Raw genomic sequence first — 25,983 nt, 5'->3', positions numbered from 1 at the left:
AGCGGTTTACCGCCGGCCTGTGGTCGAGGTCACCGGAGGCCGGCTCGTCGGTTGACCTCAAGCTTGGTTGAGGTCGCACGCTGAGGGTCGACCGGTCGGCACGATGGCGGTCGACCAGTCAGGAGGAGCAGAAGATGATCAACCCGAGTGCGGCGCTGCGGATCGCCCGACCCAGTCGCGACCTGGCCGCCAGTGAGCGTTTCTACGTGACCGGGCTGGGACTGACGGTGCTCTATCGGGCCACCGGCGGCCCGGGCGAGCACGACCTGGTCATGCTGGGCTGGCCGGAGGCGGGCTGGCATCTGGAGCTGGTCGGTGGCCCGAACCTGACCGTCCCGCCCACCCCGGGTCCGGAGGACCTGCTGGTGCTCTACCTCGCCGGCCCGGTCGACGCTGCGTTGGTCACCCGGCTGGAGCGGGCCGGCGGACGCCGGGTCTCCCAGGGGGCGTACTGGGACCGCTGGGGGGTGACCGTCGAGGACCCGGATGGCTACCGCCTGGTGCTCAGCACCCGCGCCTGGTCCAACGCCGGCACTCCCGCCGCCGGACACCCGCTGGCCGGCCAGCCGGGATGAGACAACTTCCGGGAAGTAGTGGCTTCCGGCCGGGCGCGAGACCACTACTTCCCCGAAGTAGCGCGGTTCCCGGAAGTAGCGCGATCAGGCCGGCGGCCGGGCAGGGCAGACTGCCCGGATGACGATCAGGATCCGACGGGTCGAGCGCGCAGACGCGGCCCGGGTCGCCGAACTGCTCGGCCAGCTCGGCTACCCGACGACGGCGGCCGAGGCCGAGGAACGCCTCGACTGCTGGTCGGACGACCCGGCCAGCCTGCTGCTCGGCGCCGACGCCGACGGTCTGCTGGTCGGGGTCGCCGCGCTGCACGTGACTCCGATCCTGGAGCTCACCGGCCGGTTCGGTCGCCTGGTGGCGCTGGTCGTCGACGCGCGGTACCGGGGCACCGGCGTCGGACGGACGCTTGTCGAGGAGATCGAGCGGCAGGCCCGCCAGGCCGGTTGCCTCTTCATGGAGGTGACCAGCAGCCGCCACCGGGACGCCGCGCACCGCTTCTACCAGGGGCTCGGCTACCAGGAGACCAGCGCCCGGAAGGCCCGGTTCACCAGGTTCCTGTCCGCACCCTCGGCACCCGGGGGCGCCGAACCTGAACGGAAGTGAACTGGCGACCGACTCCCGGTCACCGGGCCTCGTCTGGTGGGACGGCGTCGAGCCGGGCCGCCCGGGTACGCAGGTAGCGCTGCTGGGGCAGGCTCATCGCCCGGTCGGCCGCCACCTCGTACGCCGCCCGGGCCGCCGCCCGCTCACCGGCCTGCTCCAGCAGGTGGGCCCGGACGGCGTACCAGCGGTGGTCGTCGGCGAGCCGGCTGTCGGTGCCGAGCTTGTCGACCAGGTCGAGGCCGGCGGCCGGCCCGTGTGCCATCGCCACCGCCGCCGCGTGGTTCAGCGCCACCATCGGATTGTCGGTCAGGGTCAGCAGCAGGTGGTACAGGGCGACAATCTGTGGCCAGTCGGTCTGTTCGGCGCTCGGTGCCTCGTCGTGCAGTGCGGCGATCGCCGCCTGGATCCGGTACGGCCCGATTCCACCCCGGGGCAGTGCCTCGGCGACCAGGCCCAACCCCTCGGCGATCTGGTCGGCGTCCCAGCGGCTCCGGTCCTGTTCCGCCATCGGGATCAGAGTCCCGTCCGGGCCGGTCCGGGCGCTTCGCCGGGCGTCGGTGAGCAGCATCAGGGCCAGCAGCCCGGTCACCTCGGGATCGTCCGGGAGCAGCCGGTGCAGCAGCCGGGTCAGTCGGATCGCCTCGGCGCAGAGGTCGGCGCGGAACAGGGCGGGCCCGGCGGTGCTCGCGTACCCCTCGTTGAAGATTAGATAGAGCACGTGCAGGACGCTGCCCAGTCGCTCGGCCCGCTGGGCGGCCGGCGGCAGGCCGAACGGTACCCCGCTGTCGCGGATCGTCCGCTTGGCCCGGCTGATTCGGCGGGTCATCGTCGCCTCCGGCACCAGGAACGCCCGGGCGATCTCGACGCTGGTCAGGCCACCGACCGCGCGCAGGGTCAGCGCGATCTGGGAGGCCGCCGACAACGCCGGATGGCCGCAGAGGAAGAGCAGGACCAGGGTGTCGTCGTACCCGGTCGGGGGCTGGTCGGCGGGCGGTGCCGTCCACCCCTCCGGCGGCAGCCGGCGGGCCACCGTCTCCTCCCGGCGTTGCCGGGCCTGCTCGGCACGGAGCAGGTCGGTCAGCCGGCGGGCGGCGACGGTGATCAGCCAACCCCGGGGATTGTCCGGTACGCCCTCGGCCGGCCACCGGGTGACGGCGGTGAGCAGCGCCTCCTGCACCGCGTCCTCGGCCGTGTCGAAGTGGCCGTACCGGCGGACCAGCGCGCCGAGGACCTGCGGCGCCAACCGGCGCAGCAGGTCCTCGGTCTGGGTCATCGGCCCGGTTACGCCAACTCCTCGGCGCCGTCGGCGATCGGCCGGACGTCGACGTACCACTCGCTGGTCAGCGACGCGCTCTCCGGGTGCGGGGTGTACGCCAACCGCGCGGCGATCTCGGTGGCCCGGTCGAAGCTGTCGCACTCGACGATGGTGTAGCCGGCCAGCACCTCCTGGGTCTCCGGGTACGGCCCGTCGGTCACCACCGGCGCACCGTCGCGCAGCTGGACCCGGCGGGTGTGCACCGGGGCGGCGAGGCCCCGGGCGTCGACGAACTCGCCCGACTCGACCAGGTCGTTGTTCCAGGCCGCCATGAACTCGTGCAGTTTGGCCACGTCCTCGGCCGGCCAGGCCGGCGAGTCAGGGGTGTCGCGGCCGGTGAGCGCGTCGTAGTCGCGCTGTGAACCGGTCAACATGATCATGTACTTCACGGTCTTCTCCTCTGCGGTCGGCGCCGGGGTGACGCCGTTCATCGGAGACGTCGGAGCACCGACGGCGTTCCGGACATCGGCCGGCCGGAGATCTGGACGGGGTCACAGACCGGGCGGAGGTACGTTCACAGATTGTGGCGCAGGAACTCGAGTTCCAGCGAGAGCAGACGCTCGGCGGTGCCACCGGCCGCCATGTGCGTCGCCCCGGTCAGCGGGATCACCGAGTGCGGTCGCCCGGCGGCGAGCAGGGCGGCGGAGAGCCGCAGCGTGTGCGCGGCCACCACGTTGTCGTCGGCCAGCCCGTGCACCAACAGGATCGGCCGGGCCTCGTCGAAGTGGCGTACCGGCTCGGCGGCGAGTTCGAGCAGCGAATGGTGGGCGTACACCTCGGGACTGTCGGTCGGCGTCCCCAGGTAGCGCTCGACGTACGCGGTGTCGTACAGGCCCCAGTCGGTGACCGGGGCGCCGGCGATGGCACACCGGAACAGGTCGGGCCGGCAGAGGGCGCCGAGCGCGGCCAGCCAGCCACCGAACGACCAGCCCCGGATCCCGACCCGGTTGAGATCCAGGTCGGGATGTTTGCCGGCGAGCGCCTGCAGCGCGTCCGCCTGGTCGGCCAGGATCACGTCGGCGAGGCGCCGGTGGATCACCTTCTCGAACGAGGGCGCCACTCCCGGGGTACCCCGGTTGTCGATGGTGACCACCGCGAAGCCGTGGTCGGCCCACCACTGCCGCTCCAGCCACGCCGACCGGGCCGCGACCACCTCCTGGACACCCGGACCGCCGTACACGTCGAGCAGGACCGGGAGTCGGCGGCCGGCGACGTGGTTGCCCGGGTAGACGACCGCGGCCGGCAGCCGGCGGTCGGTGACCCGTTCGAGCGCGGGTCGCGGCGCGTACGGCGGGGTCGCGGCCAGGTTCCGCAGCCGGCCGACCTCCTCGTCACCCTGCCACACCGCCCAGATCCCGCCGGGCTCGTCGAGCGAGCGGGAGTGCACCACGATCACGTTGCCGCCGACCTCGGCCGAGTGCCAGCCCGGATCGGCGGTCATCCGCCGGGCGTCGACCCCGCCGGCGCCGATCCCGGCCCGGACCCGGAACAGGTGCTGCTGGCTCGGCTCGCCGTTACTCCCCTCGACCAGCAGGTCCGGGGTGCCGTTGCGGGTCGGCAGCCAGCCGACCACCCGGCGTACGTAGAGCGAGGGCGGGGTGAGCAGGGTCCCGTCGGCGAAGAGGCACCGGGCGTCGTAGCCGTCGTGGGCGAGTTCGCCGCCGACCAGTACCCGACCGTCGGGCAGGTGGCGGGGGGTCCCGGCGACCGGGTCGACCCAGCGCGGGTCGGCGAGTTCGGCGTGCACCTGCGTCTCGCCGGTACGCGGGTCGACGGCGAGCACCAGCCCGTGCTGCTGCAACCGGCGCAGTACGGTGATCAGCGGCCCGGTTTCGGCCCACTCCACCGAGACCAGGTAGGGGTAGGTCTCCCGGTCCCAGTGCACGTCGACCCAGCCGCCGTCCAGGTCCAGCAGATGCAGGCTGACCTCGGCGTTCGGCCCGCCGGCCTGGGGATAGGCGATGGCGCGGGGCGGGCTGGCCGGGTCGCCGGGGTCGTGCAGGTACCACCGGGGCAGCCGGGACTCGTCGACCCGGGCGGCCAGGATCGACCGGCCGTCCGGCGCCCACCAGTAGCCCCGGAAGCGGTGGAACTCCTCGGCGGAGACGAACTCGGCGAGCCCCCAGGTGACCCCGTTCTCCTCCCCGGCGAGCAGCGTGTCGGTGCCGTCGGGGTCGATCACCCGGAGCTGCCCGGGCCGGACGTCCGGCGTGCTGCGGGTGTCGCCGAGGCTCGGCTCGACCACGTCGGTGACGTAGGCCAGCCGTTGCCCGGTCGGGTCCGGCCGGGGGTCCACGACCGGACCGGCGGTCGTCACCTCGACCACGTCGCCGTGCACCAGGTCCGCCCGGAACAGACGGCCGGCCAGCGGGAAGACCGCCACCCGGGCGGCCGGGTCGGTCGCGTACCGGGCGATCCCGCCGGTGCTGAGCCGGAGCCGTTCCCGCAGCGCCCGTTCGGTCGGGGAGGCGCCGGTGTCCTCCTCGCCGTCCAGCAGGACGGCCGGGTCGGCGACGAGGCGTTCGGTGCCGGAGGCGACGTCGAACAGCCAGAGGGCGTCGGCCGGGTCGGTCGGGCCGCCGGAGCGGAGGAAGACCACCCGTGACCCGTCGTTGGCCACCGTCACGGACCGCGGCGCGCCACAGGTGAAGCGCCGGGTACGGGCAGCCAGCTCCGGGTAGTCCACACCGTGATCGTAGGGCCGGGCGGAGGCCGATGTGGCCGAGCCGAAGCATCGGGTACCGGTCTGATACCGGTAGCCACCTGCTGACTCTCCGGGTGCGCCAACTCACTGCCTGCCCATGCCCGGGCGGGATCGGCGGCGTAAAGTGGCGCGGGTGACGAACCTGACCGTCCCGCCCGATCCGTCCGGCCCGGTGGGTCGGGCGGTCGACCCGCCCGCCCGGCGGCTGCTGCTGGTGCACGCGCACCCCGACGACGAGGCGATCGGCACCGGCGCGACGATGGCGTACTACGCCGCGGCCGGCGCCGGCGTGACGTTGGTGACCTGCACCCTGGGCGAGGAGGGCGAGATCCACGTACCGGCGCTGGCCGGGCTCGCCGCCGCCGAGGCCGACCAGCTCGGCGGCTACCGGATCGCCGAACTCGCCGCCGCCTGTGCGGCGCTGGGCGTCACCGACCACCGGTTCCTTGGTGGCGCGGGGCGGTACCGCGACTCGGGGATGATGGGGCTGCCGACCAACGACCACCCACGGGCGTTCTGGCGGGCGGATCTGGACACCGCGGCCGGCCACCTGGTCGAGATCATGCGGGAGGTACGCCCCCAGGTGCTCGTCACGTACGACCCGAACGGCTTCTACGGGCACCCCGACCACATCCAGGCGCACCGGGTGACGATGCGCGCGGCGGAACTCGCCGCCGCCGAGGGCTTCGGCCCCGCCAAGGTCTACTGGACGGCGGTGCCCCGGGGGGTGCTGGAGGCGGGGGTGGCCTCGTTCGCCGACGCGGACGTGGCGAACAACCCGTTCGCCGGCACCGAACACGTCGACGACCTGCCGTTCGGTACGCCGGACGAGCAGATCGCGGCCCGGATCGACGGCACCGACCAGCACGCCGCCAAGGAGGCGGCGATGCGCGCGCACCGTACCCAGATCCCGGAGAACTCCTGGCTCTACGCGGTTGCCGGCAACTTCGGCGGCGAGTTCATGGGGGTGGAGTACTACACCCTGGCCGCCGGGGTGAAGGGTCCGGGATCCGGTCCGTACGGCTGGGAGGACGATCTCTTCGCCGGGCTCGACCCGTCGACCGGGGCGGCGGAGCCGGCGGTGGTGGACCAGACGTCCGGTACGCCGACAGCCGCGTCCGGTACGCCGGTGGCGGCGGGCGCCCGGTGACTTTGCCCAGCCACGTGTCCGTGTCGCCCGAGCCGGATCCGGAGCCGTCGCCGCCCGGGTCGGAACCGGCGGGGCCGCTGGCGGCTGGCGGGTCGTCGGGGGTGGCTGGCGGGTCGCCGGCCGGATCGCCGGCGTTGCGGGCCGCGGCGGACCTGGTCCTGCGGATCGTCGGCGGGGTGCTCGCGGTGGTCGGCGCGGTGGTCACCGCCGCCCTCGAACTGGTCCTCGCGACGGCGCGGGTCGGCGGTGTGCTGATCGGGGTGTCGGCGCTGCTCGCGGTCCTCGCCAACGTGGCACTGAGCTGGTTCGCGCCCCGGGCCGTCGGGCGCCGGTGGGCGCTCGCGCTCCCCGCCGTCGTCTGGTTCGTCCTGATGGTGGTCGCGGCCGGCGGCCGGAGCGAGGGCGACATCCTGCTCGCCAACGACAACTGGGTCGGCCTGGCGATGATCTTCGCCGGTTCGGTGGCCTTCGCGGTGATGGGGTTCCGGCTGATCATGGCACCACCCCGGCCCACCGACCGGCCCTGAGTCGCCCCATGGATCCGTACAGCTCCGGGTGGTAGAAATCTGGGTCAGGAACGCCTCCGCCACACCGGGGGCCCGGATCCGGAAGGACGTGCGATGAAGGAGCGTTGGCTGCCGATCGGCGTACTCGCGGGCGTGCTGTTCGGGATCAACGTGGTGGCCCGGCTGGTGGCCCGGTTCGCCTTCGCCGACCGGACCGATCTGCAGGACCGGCTGTCGCTCGGCATGTTCGTCGTGATCGGCCTGATCCTGGCGACCCTCGCGTTCCTCCAGGGGCAGCGCCGGCCGCTGGCCGACTGGGCCGGCGAGATGGCGCTCGCCGTACTGGTCGCGATGGCACTGACGGTTTTCCTCGGGCCCCTCGTCAGCGGCAGTTACCCCTTCGCGAACGGCGCCGGCGAGTTCTTCTCGCAGATCTGGTTCTACGCCGGTTTCACCGCGGGCGGCGTTGTCCTCGGCTACCTGCTGCTGACCGCGCTCGGCCGGGACTACCGGTCGCAGTCGCTCAAGCGGTACGCCGAGGCGAAGCAGTCCAAGCCGCGCCGCGTCGTCCGGCGCTGACCCTGCCACCCGGCCCGGCCGGCGGCGGCTACGGCGCCGTACGGGTCTGGTAGGTGTGGTGGGTGGTGAAGCCCAGCCGCCGGTAGAGCGAGACCGCCGCCTCGTTGTGTTCCTCCACCTGGAGGAAGGCGTCGGTCGCCCCCTGCCCGACAGCCCACTCGACGAGGCCCCGCACCAGGTGCCGTGCGAGACCACGACGTCGTGCCGCGGGCACCACCTCCACCAGGGTCAGCCCGAGCCAACGCCCCTGTCCGGTGATGGTGCCCCGGGCCGCGGCGACCAGTTCCCGCCCGCCGTCGGAGTCGGTCGACGGCCGGTCGTACAGGTGGGCGAAGCGGACCTGGCCCACGGCGGTGAGCACGTGGTGCGCGGCGGGCGGAAGTTCCGCCGGGGCGGCGCTCGGAGCTGCTGCCTTGCGCCGGGCGGCCAGGGCGAGCCACTCCGCCGACGGCGTGTCGGCCAGTTCCACGGGCGGCAGTTCCGGCCGCTCCGCGGTCGCGGCCAGCACCGTGTTCAGCGGTGCGGTCTGGACCAGCACCACGGGTCGGGTGCCCCAGCCGCGTTCGTCGAGCGCCGCGCCGATCGGGGCGGCCAGCGGCAGCGGGACGTTGACCAGGGCCGGCTGACCCCGCTCCGCGTACCACTGTCGGACGGCGTCGATCGCCTCGTCCAGCGGTCGGTCCGGGTCACCGACCGGCAGCGCCGAGTTCGCCCGACCGGTCCAGTTGTCAGCGGCCCGCAGCAGCCAGTCGCCGAGCTGTCCCCGTACCTGTGCCGGCCAGGCCTCGTCGGCGGCCCGTTCCAACTCGATCACGGCGGTGGCACTGGGCCGGCGGGCCGGCGGCACCCGTTTGGCCCGGTGCACCTCGACCAGCGGAACCCGCAGCGGACCCTCCCGGGTGGCCAACGTGAGATGTGTCTCGGTCAGTTCGACGAGTTCGCCGAGAGCGTCGGTGAAGAGCGTGCGACCGCGGGAATTCCCGACAATCCGGCGGACCACGATCCGGTGTCCCACGTCCCGCCGTCCGAGCACAATCGACCCCCTCCCCGACGACATACTAGGCTCTTAGCGTCGCGGTCGATCGCGGCTGGCTTGCGGAGGAGAAGATCGGTGACCTACATCATCGCCGAGCCGTGCGTGGATGTGCTCGACAAAGCATGCATCGAGGAGTGCCCGGTCGACTGCATCTACGAGGGCAACCGGATGCTCTACATCCACCCCGACGAGTGCGTCGACTGCGGTGCCTGTGAGCCGGTCTGCCCGGTGGAAGCAATCTTCTACGAGGACGACGTGCCGGAGCAGTGGAAGGACTACACCACCGCGAACTACGAGTTCTTCGAGGACCTCGGTTCGCCGGGCGGCGCCTCCAAGATCGGCAAGATCGAGAAGGACACCCCGTTCGTCGCGGCCCAGCCGCCCCGGGGCGAGCACTGAGCGGCACGCCGGACCACCGGCCGGGCACCGCCGCGGCGGGGCTGACGGCCGGTGGTGTCTCCACGGCCGGCGGGGCGCCGCCGAGGCGTACCGCCGGTGGCAACCTGCCCGACTTTCCCTGGGATCTGCTCGAGCCGGCGAAGGCGCTGGCCGGGCGGCATCCGGACGGGATCGTCGACCTCTCGGTGGGCACCCCGGTAGACCCGGTGCCGGAGCTGATCCGGGCCGCCCTGGCGGCGGCCTCGGACACCCCCGGCTATCCGCTGACCGCCGGCAGCCCGGCGTTGCGCGCCGCGCTGACCGGTTGGGTGGCCCGGGCCTGCGGCGCCGACCCGGAGACGGTCGGGGTGCTGCCGACCATCGGCTCCAAGGAACTGGTCGCCTGGCTGCCGACGCTGCTCGGGATCGGCCCGGGTGACGTGGTGGTGATCCCCCGGGTCTGCTACCCGACGTACGAGGTCGGCGCCCGGCTCGCCGGGGCCGAGGTGGTCCGGGCCGACTCGCTGACCGCCCTCGGTCCGGATCCCCGGGTACGCCTGATCTGGGTCAACTCGCCGTCCAACCCGACCGGTCGGGTGCTGCCACCGGCCCACCTGCGCAAGATCGTCGAGTGGGCCCGGGAGCGCGACGTGGTGGTCGCCAGCGACGAGTGCTACCTGTCGCTGGGCTGGGAGGAGAGCCCGACCTCGGTGCTCTCCGCCGAGGTCGCCGGTGGCGACTACACCAACCTGCTCGCCGTGCACTCCCTCTCCAAGCGGTCCAACCTGGCCGGCTACCGGGCCGGGTTCGTCGCCGGTGACCGTGACCTGGTCGGCGAGCTGCTCGCGGTGCGCAAGCACGCCGGCATGATCCTGCCGGCACCGGTGCAGGCGGCGATGGTCGCCGCGCTCGGCGACGAGGAACACGTTGCCGAGCAGCGGGTCCGGTACGCCACCCGGCGTGCGGTGCTCCGTGGCGCGTTGACCAAGGCCGGGTTCGAGTTGGCGCACTCCGAGGCCGGGCTCTACCTGTGGGCGACCCGGGACGAGGACTGCTGGACCACGGTGAACTGGCTGGCCGAGCGGGGCATCCTGGTGGCGCCGGGCGACTTCTACGGTCCGGCCGGTAACCGGCACGTACGGGTCGCGCTCACCGCCACCGACGAGCGGGTGGCCGCCGCCGCCGACCGGTTGACGACCTCCTGATCGCCTGACCGCCCCGACCTTCCCCGCCGCTCTTCGGACCGGCGAGGGGGTCAGGGTCGACGGAGGCTGAGTGCGGTCAGGACGGCCCGGACAGTCGCCACGGTGGGTCGGAACACGTCGTCGCGGAGGAACCGGCCGGTCGGTGCCAGCACCGCGTCCCGCAGCCACCGGGCCGCCGGTACGACGGTGGCCCGGCACACCGCCACGATGCCCCGGAACAGCAGCCCAACCGTGTGCCGCCAGAGCCAGGCGATGGCGATCCCGAGCGGGCGGAGCAGGTAGCGCCAGAACAGTACGACGGTGTGCCGCCAGAGCCAGGCGATGGCGATCCCGAGCGGGCGGAGCAGGTAGCGCCAGAACAGTACGACGGTGTGCCGCCAGAGCCAGGCGATGGCGATCCCGAGCGGGCGGAGCAGGTAGGCGTAGGTCAGCCGGCCGATCGCGGCGATGCCGTGCCCGATGGCGACGCAGAGCCAGACCGCCCCCTGCCAGAGCGCGACGACCCCCCGGACGAGCAGCCGGCCCACCGGGCGGAGGATCCCGACCAGCCAGCGGACCGGCACCACCAGCAGGTAGCGCACCAGCCAGCGGACCGGCACCACCAGCAGGTAGCGCACCAGCCAGTACAGCGGCAGCCAGAGCACCAGGTAGCCGAGCCGGCCGAGTGGCCGGAGCAGGTACCGGTACAGGAAGCGACCGATGCCGGGCAGGGCGTGCCAGAACCAGCGGGCCGGGACCACCAAGAGGTTATGGAGCAACCAGCCGAGCGGGATCACCACCAGGTAGCGGAACGGCAGTACGACCAGGTGGCGGACCAGCCAGCAGAGCGGACGCCAGATCGCCTGCCGGACGAACCAGCCGAGCGGCCGGAGCAGGAAACGGTGGGTGAGCCGGCCACTGACGACAACAAGTTCCCAGAGCAGCCGGGCGGGTACGACCACGATCGCGGCCAGTATCCGTACCGGCCAGAGGATCCAGGCGGGTGCCTCCGGCTCGGCCCGGGATCGCGGGGCCGGTGGAGTCGGCTGCCGGGCCGCCGGGGTGGACTGCCGGGCCGGCGGAGTCGACTGCCGGTCCGGGGGTGGCGACTCCCGCAGTCGAGGCGCGTCGGCGTCGTTCGTCGTCACGACGATCACCGTAACGGGCGGGTGCCAGGAGCCGCCCCGGCACCGGTGTGCCCCGGCCGGACGGACAGGTCAGCCGCGCGGTTGCCCCACCGGGTCGCCGACGGTGCGCCGCTGCAGGATGCGCCACTCCGAGGTGTCGGTCCACTCCGGGGTGCCCGTCCGCGGTGCGTCGTCGGTCCATCCCGGAGTGTCGGTCCGGGGCACGTCGTCGGTCCGGTCCGGGGTCCCGGGCGCCTGCGGGGCGGGCGTCCAGCGGGCGTCGATGACCTGCGGCTCGGCGGCGGCGTGCCGGCCCGGGCCGGTGAGGCCGAGACCGTCGGCGCCGAGTGGCCGGTCCTGGTCCGGCCCGGTCGGCTCGACAAGTTCCGGCGGGGATTCGGCACCCTCGCCGGCGGGCCGGGGCCAGCGTCGCCACCGGTGCACACTCGCCACCCCGACGAGCAGGAGCGCGCCCAGGACCAACGCCGTGCCGCTGCGTACCGGAGCGGCGAGGTCGACCGGGTGACCATTCAGACTCAGTTTGTGGTCGATCACGTTCAGCAGCGTCGGATTCACCAGTGCGCCCACATCCGTGGCCACGTACGCGACTCCGGTCAACGCCGCGCCGAGTGGGGAGAATCGGAGTGTGGCGATGAGGCCGAGGACAATTCCCGCGGCGGCCAGGGTCAGTACGGGCAGCAGGAGAAGATCGGTGTCGACGGCCAAGCCACTGTCTTGCGCGTTCGTGAACTCCCGCGCGGACCGGTCCTGCCCGATGGCGAGCAGGAGCCAGGCCAGCGGAGACACGACGGCCGCACCGATCACCGTTCCGATGTGTCGCATTCTGGCAACGTACCGATCTGTCCGCCGGAATGGGCATGGCCAGATGGGAAATTAAATGAAAGATAAGCTTGCCGCGCACGGCATCCATGTATTGCCATTAATGGTCGACGTTCTGTTTCCTGAGTTCGTGTCGGTGCCGGGCAGCGGCGGTCGGGTCGGCCGGTTAGGGTGACCGGATGACGGATCCTGCGGTCCTGGTGGTGCGCGGCGAGGCGGTCCGGGAGGTGCCACCGGAACTCGCCCGGTTCACGGTGACCGTCTCGGTACGGGATCGCGACCGCGCCGAGGCGCTGGCCCGGCTCGCCGGGCGCAGCGACGCGGTCCGGCGCCTCGTCGACGGTTACGCCGCCGCGATCGAGCGGCGGGAGACCGGCAACCTCTGGGTACGCCCCGAGCGGAAACGCTCCGGTGACCGGGTGACCGGGTACGTCGCCAGCGTCGCCACCACCGTCACCGTCACCGACTTCGGGGTGCTCGGCGAACTGATGCTCCGGCTCGCCGACGAGGACGAGACCGGGATCGCCGGACCGTGGTGGGCGCTGCGGCCGGAGAGCCCGGCGTACCGGGAGGCCCGGCGCGCCGCCGTCGCCGAGGCGATCGGCCGGGCCCGGGAGTACGCCGCCGCGCTCGGCGCGGAGCTGACCGCCCTGCGGGAACTCTCCGACGCCGGCCAGGGCGACGGGCACCCGATGGTGCTCGCCGCGGGCGTCAGGTACCGGAACGGCGGTGGGGTGCCGGACCTCGACCTCGACCCGGAGCAGCAGACGGTGCGGGCCGAGGTGGTGGCCCGGTTCAGCATCAGCCCACCCCGACTGGAGGTCGTCCCCGACGCGGCCGGCTGACCCGTGCCGCGGCACGGGTCGACCCCGGACACCGGAGCAGGGTGGTCGGTCGGGTAACCGGATCGCCGGCGGCGGACGTACCCGATAGGGTGCTGGCATGTCCACCGCGACCCGAGTCATGCGCCGGCCCCTCGGGGGCCGGAGCTAGTCGCGCGGGCAGCCCGCGTCGCACGGGTCCCTCGTCACCGAGGGGCCCGTTTTCCGTTTCTCCCGGACCGTGCGCCGACCCTGGTCGGCCGGCGTGCCACCCGGGACGGCCGGGTCGGGCCCCTCCCGCCACTGTGGAGGATCGCCATGACCTACCTGACCACACCGATCTACTACGTCAACGACCTGCCGCACGTCGGGCACGCGTACACGACGGTCCTCGCCGACGCGCTCGCCCGCTGGCACCGACTCTGCGGGCGGCCGGTGCGGCTGATCACCGGCACCGACGAGCACGGTGCCAAGGTGCAGCGGTCGGCCGTCGAGGCCGGGGTGACGCCGGCCGCGCTCGCCGAGGCCACCGCCGGTCGGTTCCGTGCCACCTGGGACCGGCTCGGCATCGGGTACGACGAGTTCGTCCGGACCACCTCCGCCGCGCACCGCAACACGGTGACCGCCCTGCTGACCCGGGTCCACGACGCCGGTCACCTGCGCCCGGGCCGGTACGACGGGCGGTACTGCGTGGCCTGCGAGGCGTACACGGCCGAACCGGTCTGCGGACTGCACCACCGGCCGACCGAGCAGGTCAGCGAGGAGAACTGGTTCTTCCGGCTGAGCCGGTTCGCCGAACCGCTGGCCGAGTGGTTCGACCGGTGTCCGGACGCGGTGCGGCCGGTCAGCCGGCGCAACGAGGCGCTCGGCTGGCTGCACCGGGGCCTGACCGACTTCTCGATCAGTCGGGCCAACCTGACCTGGGGAATCCCGCTGCCCTGGGACCCGACCCAGGTGACATACGTCTGGTTCGACGCGCTCGGCAGTTACCTGACCGCGGCCGGCTGGCCGGACCCCGACTTCTCCCGCTGGTGGCCGGCGCGGCACATCATCGGCAAGGACATTCTGCGGTTCCACGCCATCTACTGGCCGGCGATCCTGCTGGCGGCGGAGCTGCCGTTGCCGGAGCGGATCACCGTGCACGGCTTTCTGCTGCAACGCGGCAGCAAGATCGCGAAGTCGGGGGAGCGGACCGTGGCGTTGGACGACCTGCTGGACCGGTTCGGTCCGGAGGGGCTGCGCTACCACCTGCTGCGGGACAACCCGGTCGGGCCGGACGGGGAGTTCTCGGTCGCCTCGGTCGAGGCGCGGTACCAGGCCGACCTGGCCAACACCCTGGGCAACCTGCTGTCCCGGGTCACCGCCCTGGTCGTCTCGCGCGCGGGCGGGGTCGGGCCGGCCCCGCGCCCGGACTCGCCGCTGGCCCGGGTGGCCGACTCGTCTGTCGAGGCGAGTGCGGCGGGCTGGGACGCCGGTCAGCCGGCCGAGGCGTTGGCCGCCACCTGGCGGCTGGTGGCGGCGGCCAACTCGTACCTGGTCTCGGCGCGGCCGTGGCGGGCCACCCCGGGTTCGGCCGAGGCGACGGCGGTGCTCGGTGACGTGCTGGAGGCGTTGCGGATCGTCGCCGTACTCGTCGCGCCGGCGTTGCCCGAGAGCGCCGACCGGATCTGGCGGCAGCTCGGCCTCGACGGGTACGCGCCCCGGGTGCCGGACGACCTGGCCTGGGGCGGTTACCCGGGCGGTCGTCCGGTCAGCCGGGCCGCGCCGCTCTTTCCCCGGCTGGCGCCGGTCGGCTGAGCTGTCCCGGTCGGCTGAGCTGTCCCGGTCGGTCAGTTGGTGAGCAGCACGATGCCGAGGGCGAGCCCGGCGGCGACAAGTAGGAACACGACGAGCAGTACGGGCCGGCGGAAGCGGCGGCGGATCTGCCGGGCCACCTGGGTCATGGGGACCTCCTGGGTTGACGGAAGGGAGTGGATGAACCACGATTCTACTATCAGACTAGTGAAACGAGAGAATGTGATCAGGTTTCAGCTGGACCGCCGGTCCGGGGTCAGCCCCTACCTGCAACTGGTCCACCAGGTCCGCCAGGCGATCCGGCTCGGGCACCTGCGCCCCGGCGACCAGTTGCCCACCGCCCGTGAGGTCGTGGAACAGGTGGCGATCAACCCGAACACCGTGCACAAGGCGTACCGGGAACTGGAACGGGACGGGTTGGTCGCGGCCCGTCCCGGCGTCGGCACCTTCGTACAGGCGTCGCTCTCCGCGCGTCGTCCCGCCGAGGACCCGGCGCTGCGGGTACAGCTCGCCGACTGGGTGGCCGCCGCCCGCCGGGCCGGGCTCGACGAGGACGACGTACGGGCGGTCTTCGACACGGTCGTCCGGCACGCGTTCGCCGGGACCAGCGTCGACCGGTCGGGCGGCGTCGCATGAGCCCGACAACCGCCAACCGGAGGTACGCCCTGGAAACCACCGGGCTGGGCCGGCGGTACGGCCGGCGCGGCTGGGCGTTGCGCGACTGCACCCTCGGCATCCCGGCCGGTCGGGTGACCGCGCTGGTCGGGCCCAACGGAGCGGGCAAGACCACCCTGCTGCACCTGGCCGTCGGGCTGCTGACCCCGACCACCGGCCAGGTACGGGTCGGCGGTCGACCGTTGGGCGGCCGGGCCGAGGACCTCGCCCGGGTGGCCTTCGTGGCCCAGGACAAGCCACTCTTCCGCTCCTTCACGGTCGCCGAGACGCTGCGGTTCGGTCAGGTGACCAACCCGCGGTTCGACCGCGAACTGGCCGAGGCGCGACTGCGCGCCCACCGGATACCCCCCGACCAGAAGGTCGGCCGGCTCTCCGGCGGGCAACGCACCCTGCTGGCCCTGACCCTGGCCCTCGGCAAACGCGCCGAGCTGCTCCTGCTCGACGAACCGCTCGCCGACCTGGACCCGCTCGCCCGGCACGAGGTGCTCGGCGCGCTGATGTCCGCCGTCGAGGAGGGCGGCGCCACCGTCGTACTCTCCTCGCACCACCTGACCGATCTGACCGAGACCTGCGATCACCTCGTGCTGCTCGCCCGAGGGCGACTCCAGGCCTGCGGTGACTTCGACGAGCTGACCGCCGCGCACCGGATCCTGACCGGGCCCGCCGAACTCGCCGACCGGCTCGCCGGTGCCCCGGGCGACGTCGTGCACCTGGACCGGACGGCCCGGCAGACCACCGCCCTGGTACGCGGCACCCGACACGACCACCATCCGGCCACCGTCTCCCGGGAACCGGCGCTCGACGAGCTGGTGCTCGGCTACCTGCGCAACCCGGACGCCACCGCGATACCCCGCCCCGGTCTCGTCCCCGCCGGAGAGGGGGAGGCCCGGTGATCTGGTTCGCCTGGCGGCAACAGCGCTTCCAGTTCACCGCGGCCGCCGGTCTGCTGGCGGTCTACACCGGACTGGCCGTCGGCGCGCGGTTCGACGCCGAACTCGTCACGGTCACCCAACTCTTCGCGGGCTACCTGACCATCGGTGTCTGCATGTTCTGGGGTGCGCCACTGGTCGCCCGCGACATCGAGCAGGGCACCCAGCGACTCGCCTGGACCCAGAGCGTCACCCGGGGTCGGTGGCTCGCCACCCGGCTCGGTGTCGCGGCCCTCGGCGCCCTCGCCGCCACCGCCGTGCTGGCCGGCCTGATCAGCTGGGTCCTGCCCGCCGGGCCGGTCGCCGACCCGATGACCTGGTACCACTACGAGTCCCACGGCGTCGTGCCGTTCGCCCGGGTTCTGCTCGCCCTCGCCCTCGGTGCGGCCCTCGGGGCGCTGACCCGGAACACCCACCTCGCCATGGCCGTCTCCGTACCGCTGCTCGGCATCCTCCAGCTCGGCGGCGCCCGTCGGCTCCGGGAGAGCACCGGGTGGGACTTCTGGCCCCTCCAGTGGGCGGAAGCCGGCTGTTATCTCGGCGCCGCCGCCCTGCTCACCGTCCTCACCTACGTCGCGGTACGCCGTCGGGTCTGAACGCCTCCGTACCCCGGCCGGCCCGCTAGGGACCGGACGGCGTGACGACGGTGGCATAGTTTCCGGGTGTCGTACCCGCACCGCACCCTTGACGAGCTGGTGGCCCGGGCCGGCGGGCTGGTGTCGGCCGGGTCCCGCCGGCTGCTCGGCATCACCGGTGCCCCGGGCGCCGGCAAGTCCACCCTGGCCGGTCAGCTCGTCGCCGCGTTGAACACCGGCTCCGGCACCGGCCCGGATCATCCGGTCGCGGTGCTGGTGCCGATGGACGGCTTCCACCTGGCCGAGGCGGAGCTGCACCGGCTCGGCCGGCACGACCGCAAGGGTGCCCTCGACACCTTCGACGGCGCCGGTTTTGTCGCCCTGCTGCGTCGGCTCCGCGCCGCCGACCCGGAGACCGTCCATCCGTTCGAGGGCCGCCGGGAGCCGGAGACCGTCTACGCGCCGGAGTTCCGCCGCGAGATCGAGGAGCCGGTCGCCGGGGCGATCGCGGTACCGCCGTCGGTGCCGCTGGTCGTGGTGGAGGGCAACTACCTGCTGGTCGCAGACGGTCCCTGGGCCGAGGTGCGGACACTGCTCGACGAGGTCTGGTTCCTGCACCTCGACGAGGCGGAGCGGCTGCGCCGGTTGACCGCCCGGCACGTCACCTTCGGCCGGCCACCGGTCGACGCGGCGGCCCGGGCCCGGGGCACGGACCAGGTGAACGCCACGTTGATCGCCGGTACGGCCGACCGCGCCGACCTGGTGGTCCGGCTGGCACCGGTCAGCGGGCGCTAGATTCGTACCCGCCGATGGTGGGTGCCGGCGCCCGGTTTCCACATCGTCCCGTGAGCAGTACCCGGCGGGGTGATGGCGGAGCGCATCCCGGACTGATAGACCCATCGGCGAAGCTGTTTCGGTCGCCTCGCGGGGCCGTCCGACGATCGGCAGGAGACCGGTGTCAGATCGGAAAGTGTTGACCTGGTACGCCGTCTCGCTCGGAGTACTGGTGGTCTGCTTCTTCGCCGTACCGGCCGCCCGGACGGTGCTGACCGGTGCTGTGGGACTGGTTGTCGTCGTCGCTGTCGCGGTCGGAGTCCGACGACACCGTCCGAACCGGGCGTACGCCTGGTGGCTGCTCGGCGCCGCGATCGGGGTCTTCGCGGTCGGCGACACCGTCTACCTGCTCGGCGCGAACCTGCCGCTCGGCGCCTCCCGATCCACCTCGGCGCTGATCTCCGACGTCTGCTACCTGGTGATGCTGCCGCTGATCGGTGCCGGACTGCTCGGGCTGACCCGGTCCACCACCGGGGCCCGGGACCGTTCCGGACTGCTCGACTTCCTGATCTTCACCTCGGCCGGCGGTTTCCTGCTCTGGGTGCTGGTGATCCGGCCGTACCTGCTCGGCTCCGGGGCGGCCACCTTCGAGAAGTCGGCACTGGCCGCGTACGCACTGGTCGACCTGCTGCTGCTGGCCACCACCGTACGACTGGCGGTCAGCTCGCGGCGCAGCGTCGCCGCGCTGCTGCTGGTGGTCGGCGCGGCCGGGATGCTCGTTGCCGACCTGGTCTACGGCGCCGCACTGCTGCGCGGCGACTGGCAGGCCGGCGGCCCGGTCGAACTCGGCTGGCTGCTCTTCTACGGCGCCTGGGGCGCAGCCGCGCTGCACCCGTCGATGACGGTGCTGACCGAGCCGGCCGCGCGGCGGGACAGCGAGATCACCAAGACCCGCCTGGTCCTGCTCGGCTTCGCGGCGACCCTCGCCCCGGCGGTCCTGCTGGGCCAGGTGGCGACCGGCGGGGTACGCGACGGCGCGGTGATCGCCGTGGCCGGCGGCATCGTCTTCGTCCTGGTGCTGAGCCGGCTCGGCGACGCGGTCGACGCGCACCGCCAGGCGGTCGCCCGGGAGCGCGGGCTGCGTCAGGCCGGTGCCGAACTGGTCGCGGCGGCGGACGCGGCAGAGGTCGACCGGGCGGTACGGCGGGCGGTGGCCCGGCTGGTGCCCCGGCAGGCGGCACACCGGATCATCTGCTCGGTCAACCGAAGCGACGGGGTGCCGGCCGGCGCGGTCAGCATCTGGGGCCGGAGCCTGGTCGGCACCCCGCCGCTCTATCCGGCCCCGACCACGGCGGTCGCCCGGCGCAGCCGGCTGCTCCGGGTCCGCACCCTGCAGCCGGCCCTGGCCGACCAGCTGCACGGCTTCGACACGGTGGTGCTCTGCCCGCTGGTCGGGGACGGGCGGTCCGGCGCGGCATCCCGGGTCGGCGCACTGCTGGTCGCCGCCGACGGCCGGCTGCTGCCGACGCTGCGGGACTCGCTGGAGGTGCTGGCCGCCCAGACCGCGTTGGCGTTGGAGCGGATCAGCCTCGACCAGGAGATCAACCGCCGGGACAGCGAGGCGTACTTCCGCAGCCTGGTGCAGAACGCCGCCGACGTCATCCTGATCGTCAACGACGACCACGGCATCCGGTACGCCAGCCCGTCGGTGCGTACCGTGCTCGGCGTCGACCCGCCGGACTGCACCGACCTCGGCGTCCTGCTCCAATCCGACGAGCAGCTCTCGGTCGCCGCCCTGCTGGACTCGGCGCGGGGCGGCCCCGACCGCCGGGGCGAGGGGCTCGACTGGAGCGTACGGCGGGCCGACGGGCAGCGGGTGCAGTTGGAGGTGACCTGCCGGGACCTGCGCCGGGACCGGTCCGTACGCGGTTTTGTGCTGACCCTGCGGGACGTCACCGAACGGGTCCGCCTGGAGCAGGAGCTCACCCACCGGGCGGTGCACGACACGCTGACCGGACTGGCCAACCGGGCGTCCTACCAGGACCAGGTCTACGAGGCGGTGGAGAAGGCCCGGGACGGCGACCGGACGGTCGGCGCGCTCTCCATCGACCTGGACGAGTTCACCACGGTCAACGACACGCACGGGCACGCGATCGGGGACGCGATGCTGATCGCCGCCGGGCAGCGGCTGCGGGAGGTGGTCGGCCCGGACAACCTGGTGGCCCGGCTCGGCGGCGACGAGTTCGCCGTCCTGGTGCCGGACGCCGACGATCCCGGTGCGGTCGAGCGGGTCGCCGACGAACTGGTCCGGGAGCTCACCGAGCCACTCACCGTCGGCGACACCGTGGTCAACGGCTCGGTAAGCGTCGGGGTGGCCACCACCGCCGACGCCGGCGACGCCGGTGAGCTGCTGCAACGCGCCGACCTGGCGCTGTACGTCGCCAAGGGGGCCGGCAAGGGCCGGTGGTGCCGCTACCAGTCGGAGCTGCACACCGCCATCGTGGAGCGGCTGGAGCTGCGGGCCGCGTTGACCGAGGCGGTGCAGAAGCTGAGTTTCTCGGTGGAGTACCAGCCGATCGTCGACATGCGGACCGGGGGAGCGGTCGGGTTCGAGGCGCTGGCCCGGTGGCACCATCCGGCCCGGGGTCCGGTGCCGCCGGAGCAGTTCATCGGGCTGGCGGAGGAAACCGGGCTGATCGAGCCGATCGGCACCTGGGTGCTGCGTCAGGCGGTCGAGGCGGCCGCCCGCTGGCACCCCGACCGTGGCGGGGCGCCGGACGCCCGAACCGCTGCCGGTGGGCCGTACGTCAGCATCAACGTCTCGGCCCGACAGCTCGGCACCCCCGGCTTCGTCGGTACGGTGCGGGCGGCGCTGGAGGCCGCCGACGTACCGCCGAGCCGGGTGATGCTGGAGATCACCGAGAGTCTGCTGCTCCGGGACCAGGAGCCGGTCTGGACCGAGCTGGCCGAGCTGCGGTCACTCGGCCTGCGGGTGGCGATCGACGACTTCGGCACCGGCTTCTCGTCCCTGAGCTACCTCCAGCAGATGCCGGCTGACGTGCTGAAACTCGACCGCTCGTTCACCGAGACCATCGCCTCGTCGCGGCGGCAGCGGCTGTTGGTGGAGGGGATCATCCGACTGGCCGGCACGCTCGGCCTGGAGATCATCGCCGAGGGCATCGAGACCGAGGCGGTCCGGACCATCCTGCTCGACCTGGGCTGCGCCTCCGGGCAGGGTTACCTCTTCTCCCGGCCGCTGCGCGGCCCGGACGCGCTGCGCTGGCTGCGCGGCGACCCACCGGCCGACCCGCCGCCACCGGCCGCGACACCGCCGCGCCCCCGCCCGCCCGGCGACTGAACCTTGCTGTCACGGCGTCCGCCGGCGTCCGCCTGTTCCGGCTTCTCCGTCCGGACAGCCGCTGGGACACACATGTCCCGTGGAGCCTATGACTCTGAGTCATATTTATGCCCGAGAGTCATACCGTGCATCCGACATGATGTTCCCGGGCAGCGGCCGTGCCGGTGGGGAGCCCAGCCGGGGACGACCGCGCTCGGGAGAGCGGGGACCGGACGTCGGGCGTCCTGAGATGGCGGTTCAGGTCGACGGGTCGGTGGTCGGGGTGATCGGGCGGACGACCCGGGCCGGGTTGCCGACCGCGACGACCCCGGCCGGCAGGTCCCGGGTGACCACGCTGCCGGCCCCGACCACGGTGTCCGGCCCGATGGTGACGCCGCCGAGCACGATCACCCCACCGCCGAGCCAGACGTTGTCGCCGAGCACGATCGGCCGGGCCGCCTCCCACTTCGCCCGTCGCGGCTCCGCCTCGACCGGGTGGTACGCGGTCAGCAGCTGCACGTTCGGCCCGATCTGCACGTCCGCCCCGATGGTGATGGCGGCGACGTCCAGCAGCACGGTGTTGAAGTTCAGGTACGACCGGTCGCCGATCCGGATCTGCGTACCGTAGTCGCAGTGGAAGGGCGGTCGGACCGTCACGCCGGTGCCGAGGTCGCCGAGCAGTTCGCGCAGCAGCGTGTCCCGCCGTTCCGGCTCGTCCGCGCCGACACTGTTGTACGCCCGGACCAGCCGGTCGGCCCGCAGCGCCAGCGCGACGAGTTCCGGGTCGTCGGCCCGGTACAGGTCACCGGTGAGCATCCGCTCCCGGGCGGTACGGGTGTCGGGTTCGCCGTCCATCGCCGCCCGCCCGGTCCGGTCCCGCCACCGTCAGTCGTTCGCGTGCAGGGCCGCGTTGAGTTCGATGCCGCGCCCGGTCCGGGGTTTCGCCTCCAGGGCGCCGGTCACCGAGTTGCGCCAGAAGAGCAGGCCGTCGACTCCGGACAGTTCGCGGGCCTTGACCACCCGACCGTCCGGCAGGGTCACCTTCGACCCGGCGGTGATGTAGCAGCCGGCCTCGACCACACAGTCGTCGCCGAGCGAGATGCCGATGCCGGCGTTGGCGCCGAGCAGGCTGCGCTCGCCGATCCGGACCTTCTCCTTGCCGCCGCCGGAGAGGGTACCCATGATCGAGGCACCGGCGCCGATGTCCGAGCCGTCCCCGACCACCACGCCGGCCACGATCCGGCCCTCGACCATGGAGGTGCCGAGGGTGCCGGCGTTGAAGTTGCAGAAGCCCTCGTGCATCACGGTGGTGCCGGCGGCGAGGTGGGCGCCGAGGCGTACCCGGTCGGCGTCGGCGATCCGGACCCCGGACGGGACCACGTAGTCGGTCATCCGGGGGAACTTGTCGACCCCGTAGACGGCGAGGTGCCGGCCGGCGGCCCGTTCGATGACCCGCAGCTCGTCGACCCGGTCCGGCGGGCAGGGCCCGGCCGAGGTCCAGGCGACGTTCGCCAGCACCCCGAAGATGCCGTCGAGGTTCAGCTCGTTGGGCCGGACCAGGCGGTGGGAGAGCAGGTGCAACCGGAGGTACGCGTCGGCGGCGTCCTTGATCGGGTCGGCGAGCGAACCGATCTCGGTGACCACCACCTCGGTACGCAGCCCGGGCAGCGCCCGCTCGCCGAGCGCGCCCGGCGGAAGGTCGAGTACGTCACCGTTCTCGCCGGCCACCAGCGGCGATTCGCCGAGGCCGAGCTTGCCGGTCGGGTACCAGGTGTCCAGCACCTGGTCGCCGGCGATGGTGGCTACTCCGATCCCCCAGGCGGGTTGTGCGGTCGTCACCGGAAACCTCTCACTCGTACGGGGCGTCCGGCCGTCCCGGTCGGCGGGGCGGTCGGGCGTGGGGGACGTCATTCGCGAGTGTGGGACGCGTCCCGCCGTCACGAGTGTGACGGTACCGTCTCCCACCATGGAGAACCCGCTCACCCCCGAGGTGTTGGCCGATCCGGTGGCGTTGACCCGCGCCCTGGTCGACATCGAGTCCGTCTCACTGAACGAAAAGGAGATCGCGGACTTCGTCGAGGAGGTGCTCGGCGGCGTGCCGCACCTGGAGGTGCGGCGGCACAGCAACACGGTGATGGCCCGTACCCGGCTGGGCCGGGCCCAGCGGGTGGTGCTGGCCGGGCACCTGGATACCGTGCCGTTGAACAACAACTTCCCGTCCAGCCTGCAGGGTGATCTGATCTACGGCTGCGGCACCTCCGACATGAAGTCCGGCGTGGCGTACGCGCTGCACCTGGCGGTGAGCGTGCCGGAGCCGAGGTACGACGTCACGTACTTCTTCTACGAGGCCGAGGAGATCGACTCCCGGTACAACGGGCTGACCCTGGTCGCGGACGCGCACCCGGAGTGGCTGGCGGCGGATTTCGCGGTGCTGCTGGAGCCGACCCACGGCGTGGTGGAGGCGGGCTGTCAGGGCACGATGCGACTGCGGCTGACCACCCGGGGCCGGCGGGCGCACTCGGCCCGGTCGTGGAACGGGGTGAACGCCATCCACGCGGTCGGCCCGGTGCTGGAGCGGCTGGCGAACTACCAGGCCCGGATGGTCACCATCGACGGCTGCGTCTACCGGGAGGGGCTGAACGCGGTCCGGATCGGCGGCGGGATCGCCGGCAACGTGGTGCCCGACCTGTGTGAGGTGGAGCTGAACTTCCGCTTCGCCCCGGACCGGACGGTCGAGCAGGCGGAGGCGCACGTCCGTGAGGTGTTCGAGGGCTACGAGGTGGAGGTGACCGACTGCGCGCCCGGCGCGCTGCCCGGACTCACCGCGCCGCCGGCCCAGGAGTTCCTGGCGGCGGTCGGGGCCGACCCGGTCGGCAAGCTGGGCTGGACCGACGTGGCCCGGTTCGCCGCGCTGGGCGTACCGGCGTTGAACTTCGGTCCGGGTGACCCGAACCTGGCGCACGCCCCGGACGAGCATGTGGAGATCGGCAAGATCCGCGACGGTGCGGCCACCCTGCACCGCTGGCTCGCCTCGCACTGAGCGAGCCGTAGCCGGCCGGCGACTGACCCCCGCCGGCCGGCTACGGAGTTTCCCGCTGCCGCCCAGGCCGGACGGCCGGGGACGGATGGTTCACCCCTCGATCGGTTGACGCAGCGGGGACCCGGTCGGGTCGGGTCCCGGGTCGAGCTCGTCGGTGCTGTCGGGGGCCGTGTGCCGGGTCATCCGACGCTCGGCCACCACTGCCCGGATCCGGCGCTGCATCTGCCGGCGGAGCCGGATTATCTCGACGTTTGTCATCACTGTCGCCCCCCGAAGGTGTGCGCGACGGTGGTGTGGGCGTCGCGCGTCCCCCTGTGTAATGGGTAGACGCAGTCCGGGCCGGTTTGGTTGCTCAGTTGCAGGATGTTTGTCACCGTTACGGGGACGACGCCGCACCTGTGGTTGTCCGCCCGATTACCGTGGACGCCATGAACCACAGCTTGGGGCGGGACGGCGGTCGTGGACCGGGGCCGGAACGGCACCGCGGCGCGGTCACGCTGCGCCGCGAGGCCATCCCGTGGAGTACGGCCGACCAGCGGCTGCTCGACTCCCGCAGCCGGGCCGACTGGAAGACCAAGGACGCCTGGCGGGCGCTGCGGATCCTCTCGGAGTTCGTCGAGGGCTTCGACACCCTCGCCGACCTGCCGCCGGCGGTCAGCGTCTTCGGCTCGGCCCGCAGCAAACCCGACAGCCCGGAGTGTGAGCTGGCCGAGGCGCTCGGCGGTGCCCTGGCCCGGGCCGGCTACGCGGTGATCACCGGCGGCGGGCCGGGCGTGATGGAGGCGGCCAACCGGGGGGCCACCGAGGCGGGTGGGCTCTCCGTCGGACTCGGCATCGAGTTGCCGTTCGAGCAGGGCATCAACGACTGGGTCGACATGGCGATCGACTTCCGGTACTTCTTCGCTCGCAAGACCATGTTCGTCAAGTACGCCCAGGCGTTCGTGGTGCTGCCGGGCGGCTTCGGCACCCTCGACGAACTGTTCGAGGCGTTGACCCTGGTGCAGACCGGCAAGGTGACCCGGTTCCCGGTGGTGCTGATGGGTGAGGCGTACTGGCGTCCGCTGCTGGACTGGCTGCGGGACACCCTCGCCGCCGACGGGAAGATCAGCCCGGCCGACCTGGAACTGATCATCGTCACCGACGACGTCGACGCGGCCGTACGACACATCGTCGAGGCCGACGCGGCGCTGGCGGCCGAGCAGGAGGCGCTGCAGGAGAGCGCGATCGCCCAGGCCGGAGCCGCCCAGGCCGAAGCCGACCGCGCCGCCCCCTCCCGGTGAAAGGAAGGGCCCCTTCCTGACGCGACGTAACGTGGGGGCGTGCTGCTCCAGGACGATCCGCACCGGCGGGTCGAGCGGATCGGCGAGACCGTACGCCGTCCGCTCTCCTCGGTCCTCGTCCATGACCTGCTGCGCCATCTGGCCGAGGGCGGCTTCCCGTACGCGCCCCGGCTGCTCGGCGTCGACGACCAGGGCCGGGAGGTGCTCAGCTATCTGGCGGGCGAATCCGGACCGGCCGGCTGGGCCAGGGTCGTCGACCCCGAGGGGCTGGTCGGGATGGCGCGCCTGCTGCGGACGTACCACGAGGCGGTGGCGGACCACCGACCAGCCGGCATCCGGGACGGGGAGATCGTCTGCCACGGTGACTTCGGGCCGTGGAACCTGGTCTGGGACGGCCGCCGGCCGGTCGGGATCATCGACTGGGATCAGGCGCATCCGGCCTCGCCGCTCTTCGACGTGGCGTACGCCCTGGAGTACGTCGCGCCGTTCCGCGACGACGAGGAGTGTCGGCGCTGGCTGGCGTACCCGGACGTGCCGGACCGGCGGGCCCGGCTGGAGACGTTCGCCGAGGCGTACGGGTTGACCTCGACCGACGGCCTGGTCGACGAGGTGATCCGCCAGCAGCGGTGGGTACGGGAGCGGGTCCGCCAGCTCGCCGCCGCCGGTGTGCAGCCGCAGACGGGCTGGGTCGCGGACGGCCACCTGGACCGGCTCGACGCCCGGATCGGGTGGAGTGTCGCGCACCGGAGCCTGTTCGAGTCCTGAC

At 72.9% G+C, this 25,983-nt stretch carries 26 protein-coding genes; 17 read left to right on the top strand and 9 right to left on the bottom strand.

Going from position 1 to position 25,983, the window contains the following annotated elements; genetic code table 11:
- The first annotated feature begins 134 nt into the window (after positions 1-134).
- Both ABGB05_RS09860 and ABGB05_RS09855 read left to right on the top strand, forming a co-directional pair.
- A complete protein-coding gene (locus ABGB05_RS09860) occupies positions 135-575 on the top strand; it encodes a VOC family protein (protein ID WP_347652906.1) in 441 nt (146 codons plus the stop codon).
- Positions 576-693: 118 nt separating this feature from the next.
- Entirely contained in the window at positions 694-1,173 is a 480-nt protein-coding gene (locus tag ABGB05_RS09855; RefSeq protein WP_347652905.1) for a GNAT family N-acetyltransferase, read from the top strand.
- Between the two features lie 19 nt (positions 1,174-1,192).
- Here the strand turns inward: ABGB05_RS09855 and ABGB05_RS09850 are convergent, their stop codons facing one another.
- The 3 genes from ABGB05_RS09850 to ABGB05_RS09840 form a co-directional block, all read right to left on the bottom strand.
- Positions 1,193-2,446, bottom strand: coding sequence for a DUF6596 domain-containing protein (locus ABGB05_RS09850; RefSeq protein ID WP_347652904.1), 1,254 nt, complete (start codon positions 2,444-2,446; stop codon positions 1,193-1,195).
- An 8-nt stretch (positions 2,447-2,454) separates the two neighbouring features.
- Positions 2,455-2,868 carry a YciI family protein gene (locus ABGB05_RS09845; protein WP_347653071.1) on the bottom strand — a complete coding sequence of 138 codons (414 nt, stop codon included), beginning with the start codon at positions 2,866-2,868 and terminating at the stop codon, positions 2,455-2,457.
- 134 nt (positions 2,869-3,002) lie between these two features.
- A complete protein-coding gene (locus ABGB05_RS09840; RefSeq protein ID WP_347652903.1) occupies positions 3,003-5,174 on the bottom strand; it encodes a prolyl oligopeptidase family serine peptidase in 2,172 nt (723 codons plus the stop codon).
- 190 nt (positions 5,175-5,364) lie between these two features.
- Here ABGB05_RS09840 and mshB point away from each other — a divergent pair, with 190 nt between their 5' ends.
- From mshB to ABGB05_RS09825, 3 genes are all read left to right on the top strand, one after another.
- Positions 5,365-6,342 carry an N-acetyl-1-D-myo-inositol-2-amino-2-deoxy-alpha-D-glucopyranoside deacetylase gene (gene mshB, locus ABGB05_RS09835; protein WP_347653070.1) on the top strand — a complete coding sequence of 326 codons (978 nt, stop codon included), beginning with the start codon at positions 5,365-5,367 and terminating at the stop codon, positions 6,340-6,342.
- A gap of 101 nt (positions 6,343-6,443) precedes the next feature.
- On the top strand, positions 6,444-6,869 hold the full coding sequence (locus tag ABGB05_RS09830; protein ID WP_347652902.1) for a hypothetical protein: 426 nt from the start codon (positions 6,444-6,446) through the stop codon (positions 6,867-6,869).
- Between the two features lie 93 nt (positions 6,870-6,962).
- On the top strand, positions 6,963-7,427 hold the full coding sequence (locus ABGB05_RS09825) for a hypothetical protein (RefSeq protein ID WP_347652901.1): 465 nt from the start codon (positions 6,963-6,965) through the stop codon (positions 7,425-7,427).
- Positions 7,428-7,455: 28 nt separating this feature from the next.
- On the opposite strand, the gene ABGB05_RS09820 is transcribed toward ABGB05_RS09825, so the two are convergent.
- Complete coding sequence (locus tag ABGB05_RS09820; protein WP_347652900.1) at positions 7,456-8,460, bottom strand: GNAT family N-acetyltransferase; 1,005 nt, start codon at positions 8,458-8,460, stop codon at positions 7,456-7,458.
- A 78-nt stretch (positions 8,461-8,538) separates the two neighbouring features.
- Between ABGB05_RS09820 and fdxA the strand changes: the two genes are divergently transcribed.
- Together fdxA and dapC are read left to right on the top strand one after the other, a co-directional pair.
- On the top strand, positions 8,539-8,862 hold the full coding sequence (gene fdxA / locus ABGB05_RS09815; RefSeq protein ID WP_331209664.1) for a ferredoxin: 324 nt from the start codon (positions 8,539-8,541) through the stop codon (positions 8,860-8,862).
- Between the two features lie 104 nt (positions 8,863-8,966).
- Positions 8,967-10,046, top strand: coding sequence for a succinyldiaminopimelate transaminase (gene dapC, locus ABGB05_RS09810; protein WP_347653069.1), 1,080 nt, complete (start codon positions 8,967-8,969; stop codon positions 10,044-10,046).
- A gap of 50 nt (positions 10,047-10,096) precedes the next feature.
- Here the strand turns inward: dapC and ABGB05_RS09805 are convergent, their stop codons facing one another.
- Both ABGB05_RS09805 and ABGB05_RS09800 read right to left on the bottom strand, forming a co-directional pair.
- Positions 10,097-11,173, bottom strand: a complete 1,077-nt coding sequence (locus ABGB05_RS09805) for a hypothetical protein (RefSeq protein WP_347652899.1) — start codon at positions 11,171-11,173, stop codon at positions 10,097-10,099.
- A 69-nt stretch (positions 11,174-11,242) separates the two neighbouring features.
- A complete protein-coding gene (locus ABGB05_RS09800) occupies positions 11,243-11,995 on the bottom strand; it encodes a hypothetical protein (protein WP_347652898.1) in 753 nt (250 codons plus the stop codon).
- A gap of 176 nt (positions 11,996-12,171) precedes the next feature.
- Between ABGB05_RS09800 and ABGB05_RS09795 the strand changes: the two genes are divergently transcribed.
- The 7 genes from ABGB05_RS09795 (at position 12,172) to ABGB05_RS09765 (ending at position 20,918) form a co-directional block, all read left to right on the top strand.
- Positions 12,172-12,837, top strand: coding sequence for an SIMPL domain-containing protein (locus ABGB05_RS09795; protein ID WP_347652897.1), 666 nt, complete (start codon positions 12,172-12,174; stop codon positions 12,835-12,837).
- 294 nt (positions 12,838-13,131) lie between these two features.
- Positions 13,132-14,610, top strand: coding sequence for a methionine--tRNA ligase (locus ABGB05_RS09790; protein ID WP_347652896.1), 1,479 nt, complete (start codon positions 13,132-13,134; stop codon positions 14,608-14,610).
- Between the two features lie 219 nt (positions 14,611-14,829).
- Complete coding sequence (locus tag ABGB05_RS09785; protein WP_347652895.1) at positions 14,830-15,243, top strand: GntR family transcriptional regulator; 414 nt, start codon at positions 14,830-14,832, stop codon at positions 15,241-15,243.
- Positions 15,240-16,175 carry an ABC transporter ATP-binding protein gene (locus ABGB05_RS09780; protein ID WP_347652894.1) on the top strand — a complete coding sequence of 312 codons (936 nt, stop codon included), beginning with the start codon at positions 15,240-15,242 and terminating at the stop codon, positions 16,173-16,175. The genes ABGB05_RS09785 and ABGB05_RS09780 overlap by 4 nt, the downstream gene beginning before the upstream one ends.
- Positions 16,172-16,807, top strand: coding sequence for a hypothetical protein (locus tag ABGB05_RS09775; protein ID WP_347652893.1), 636 nt, complete (start codon positions 16,172-16,174; stop codon positions 16,805-16,807). The genes ABGB05_RS09780 and ABGB05_RS09775 overlap by 4 nt, the downstream gene beginning before the upstream one ends.
- 66 nt (positions 16,808-16,873) lie before the next feature.
- Positions 16,874-17,581, top strand: coding sequence for a nucleoside/nucleotide kinase family protein (locus tag ABGB05_RS09770; protein ID WP_347652892.1), 708 nt, complete (start codon positions 16,874-16,876; stop codon positions 17,579-17,581).
- A gap of 160 nt (positions 17,582-17,741) precedes the next feature.
- Positions 17,742-20,918, top strand: coding sequence for a bifunctional diguanylate cyclase/phosphodiesterase (locus tag ABGB05_RS09765; protein ID WP_347652891.1), 3,177 nt, complete (start codon positions 17,742-17,744; stop codon positions 20,916-20,918).
- A gap of 237 nt (positions 20,919-21,155) precedes the next feature.
- Here ABGB05_RS09765 and ABGB05_RS09760 read toward each other — a convergent pair whose 3' ends face one another.
- Together ABGB05_RS09760 and dapD are read right to left on the bottom strand one after the other, a co-directional pair.
- Positions 21,156-21,752, bottom strand: coding sequence for a sugar O-acetyltransferase (locus ABGB05_RS09760; protein ID WP_347652890.1), 597 nt, complete (start codon positions 21,750-21,752; stop codon positions 21,156-21,158).
- 30 nt (positions 21,753-21,782) lie between these two features.
- A complete protein-coding gene (gene dapD, locus ABGB05_RS09755) occupies positions 21,783-22,736 on the bottom strand; it encodes a 2,3,4,5-tetrahydropyridine-2,6-dicarboxylate N-succinyltransferase (protein WP_347652889.1) in 954 nt (317 codons plus the stop codon).
- Between the two features lie 127 nt (positions 22,737-22,863).
- Between dapD and dapE the strand changes: the two genes are divergently transcribed.
- Positions 22,864-23,937 (top strand): succinyl-diaminopimelate desuccinylase, encoded by a 1,074-nt coding sequence (gene dapE, locus ABGB05_RS09750; protein ID WP_347652888.1) that lies wholly within the window; start codon positions 22,864-22,866, stop codon positions 23,935-23,937.
- Positions 23,938-24,027: 90 nt separating this feature from the next.
- On the opposite strand, the gene ABGB05_RS09745 is transcribed toward dapE, so the two are convergent.
- Positions 24,028-24,195: a hypothetical protein gene (locus ABGB05_RS09745; RefSeq protein ID WP_347652887.1), complete on the bottom strand. Its 168-nt coding sequence runs from the start codon at positions 24,193-24,195 to the stop codon at positions 24,028-24,030.
- A gap of 170 nt (positions 24,196-24,365) precedes the next feature.
- On the opposite strand from ABGB05_RS09745, the gene ABGB05_RS09740 reads away from it, so the two are divergent.
- Together ABGB05_RS09740 and ABGB05_RS09735 are read left to right on the top strand one after the other, a co-directional pair.
- On the top strand, positions 24,366-25,217 hold the full coding sequence (locus ABGB05_RS09740; RefSeq protein WP_347652886.1) for a TIGR00730 family Rossman fold protein: 852 nt from the start codon (positions 24,366-24,368) through the stop codon (positions 25,215-25,217).
- Between the two features lie 39 nt (positions 25,218-25,256).
- On the top strand, positions 25,257-25,982 hold the full coding sequence (locus ABGB05_RS09735; protein ID WP_347652885.1) for an aminoglycoside phosphotransferase family protein: 726 nt from the start codon (positions 25,257-25,259) through the stop codon (positions 25,980-25,982).
- Position 25,983: the final 1 nt, after the last annotated feature.

Source organism: Plantactinospora sp. B5E13, from assembly GCF_039871775.1.
Taxonomy (GTDB): Bacteria; Actinomycetota; Actinomycetes; order Mycobacteriales; family Micromonosporaceae; genus Plantactinospora.
Note: the sequence above shows the minus strand (reverse complement) of the source record. Positions and strands in the feature narration are given on the sequence as shown.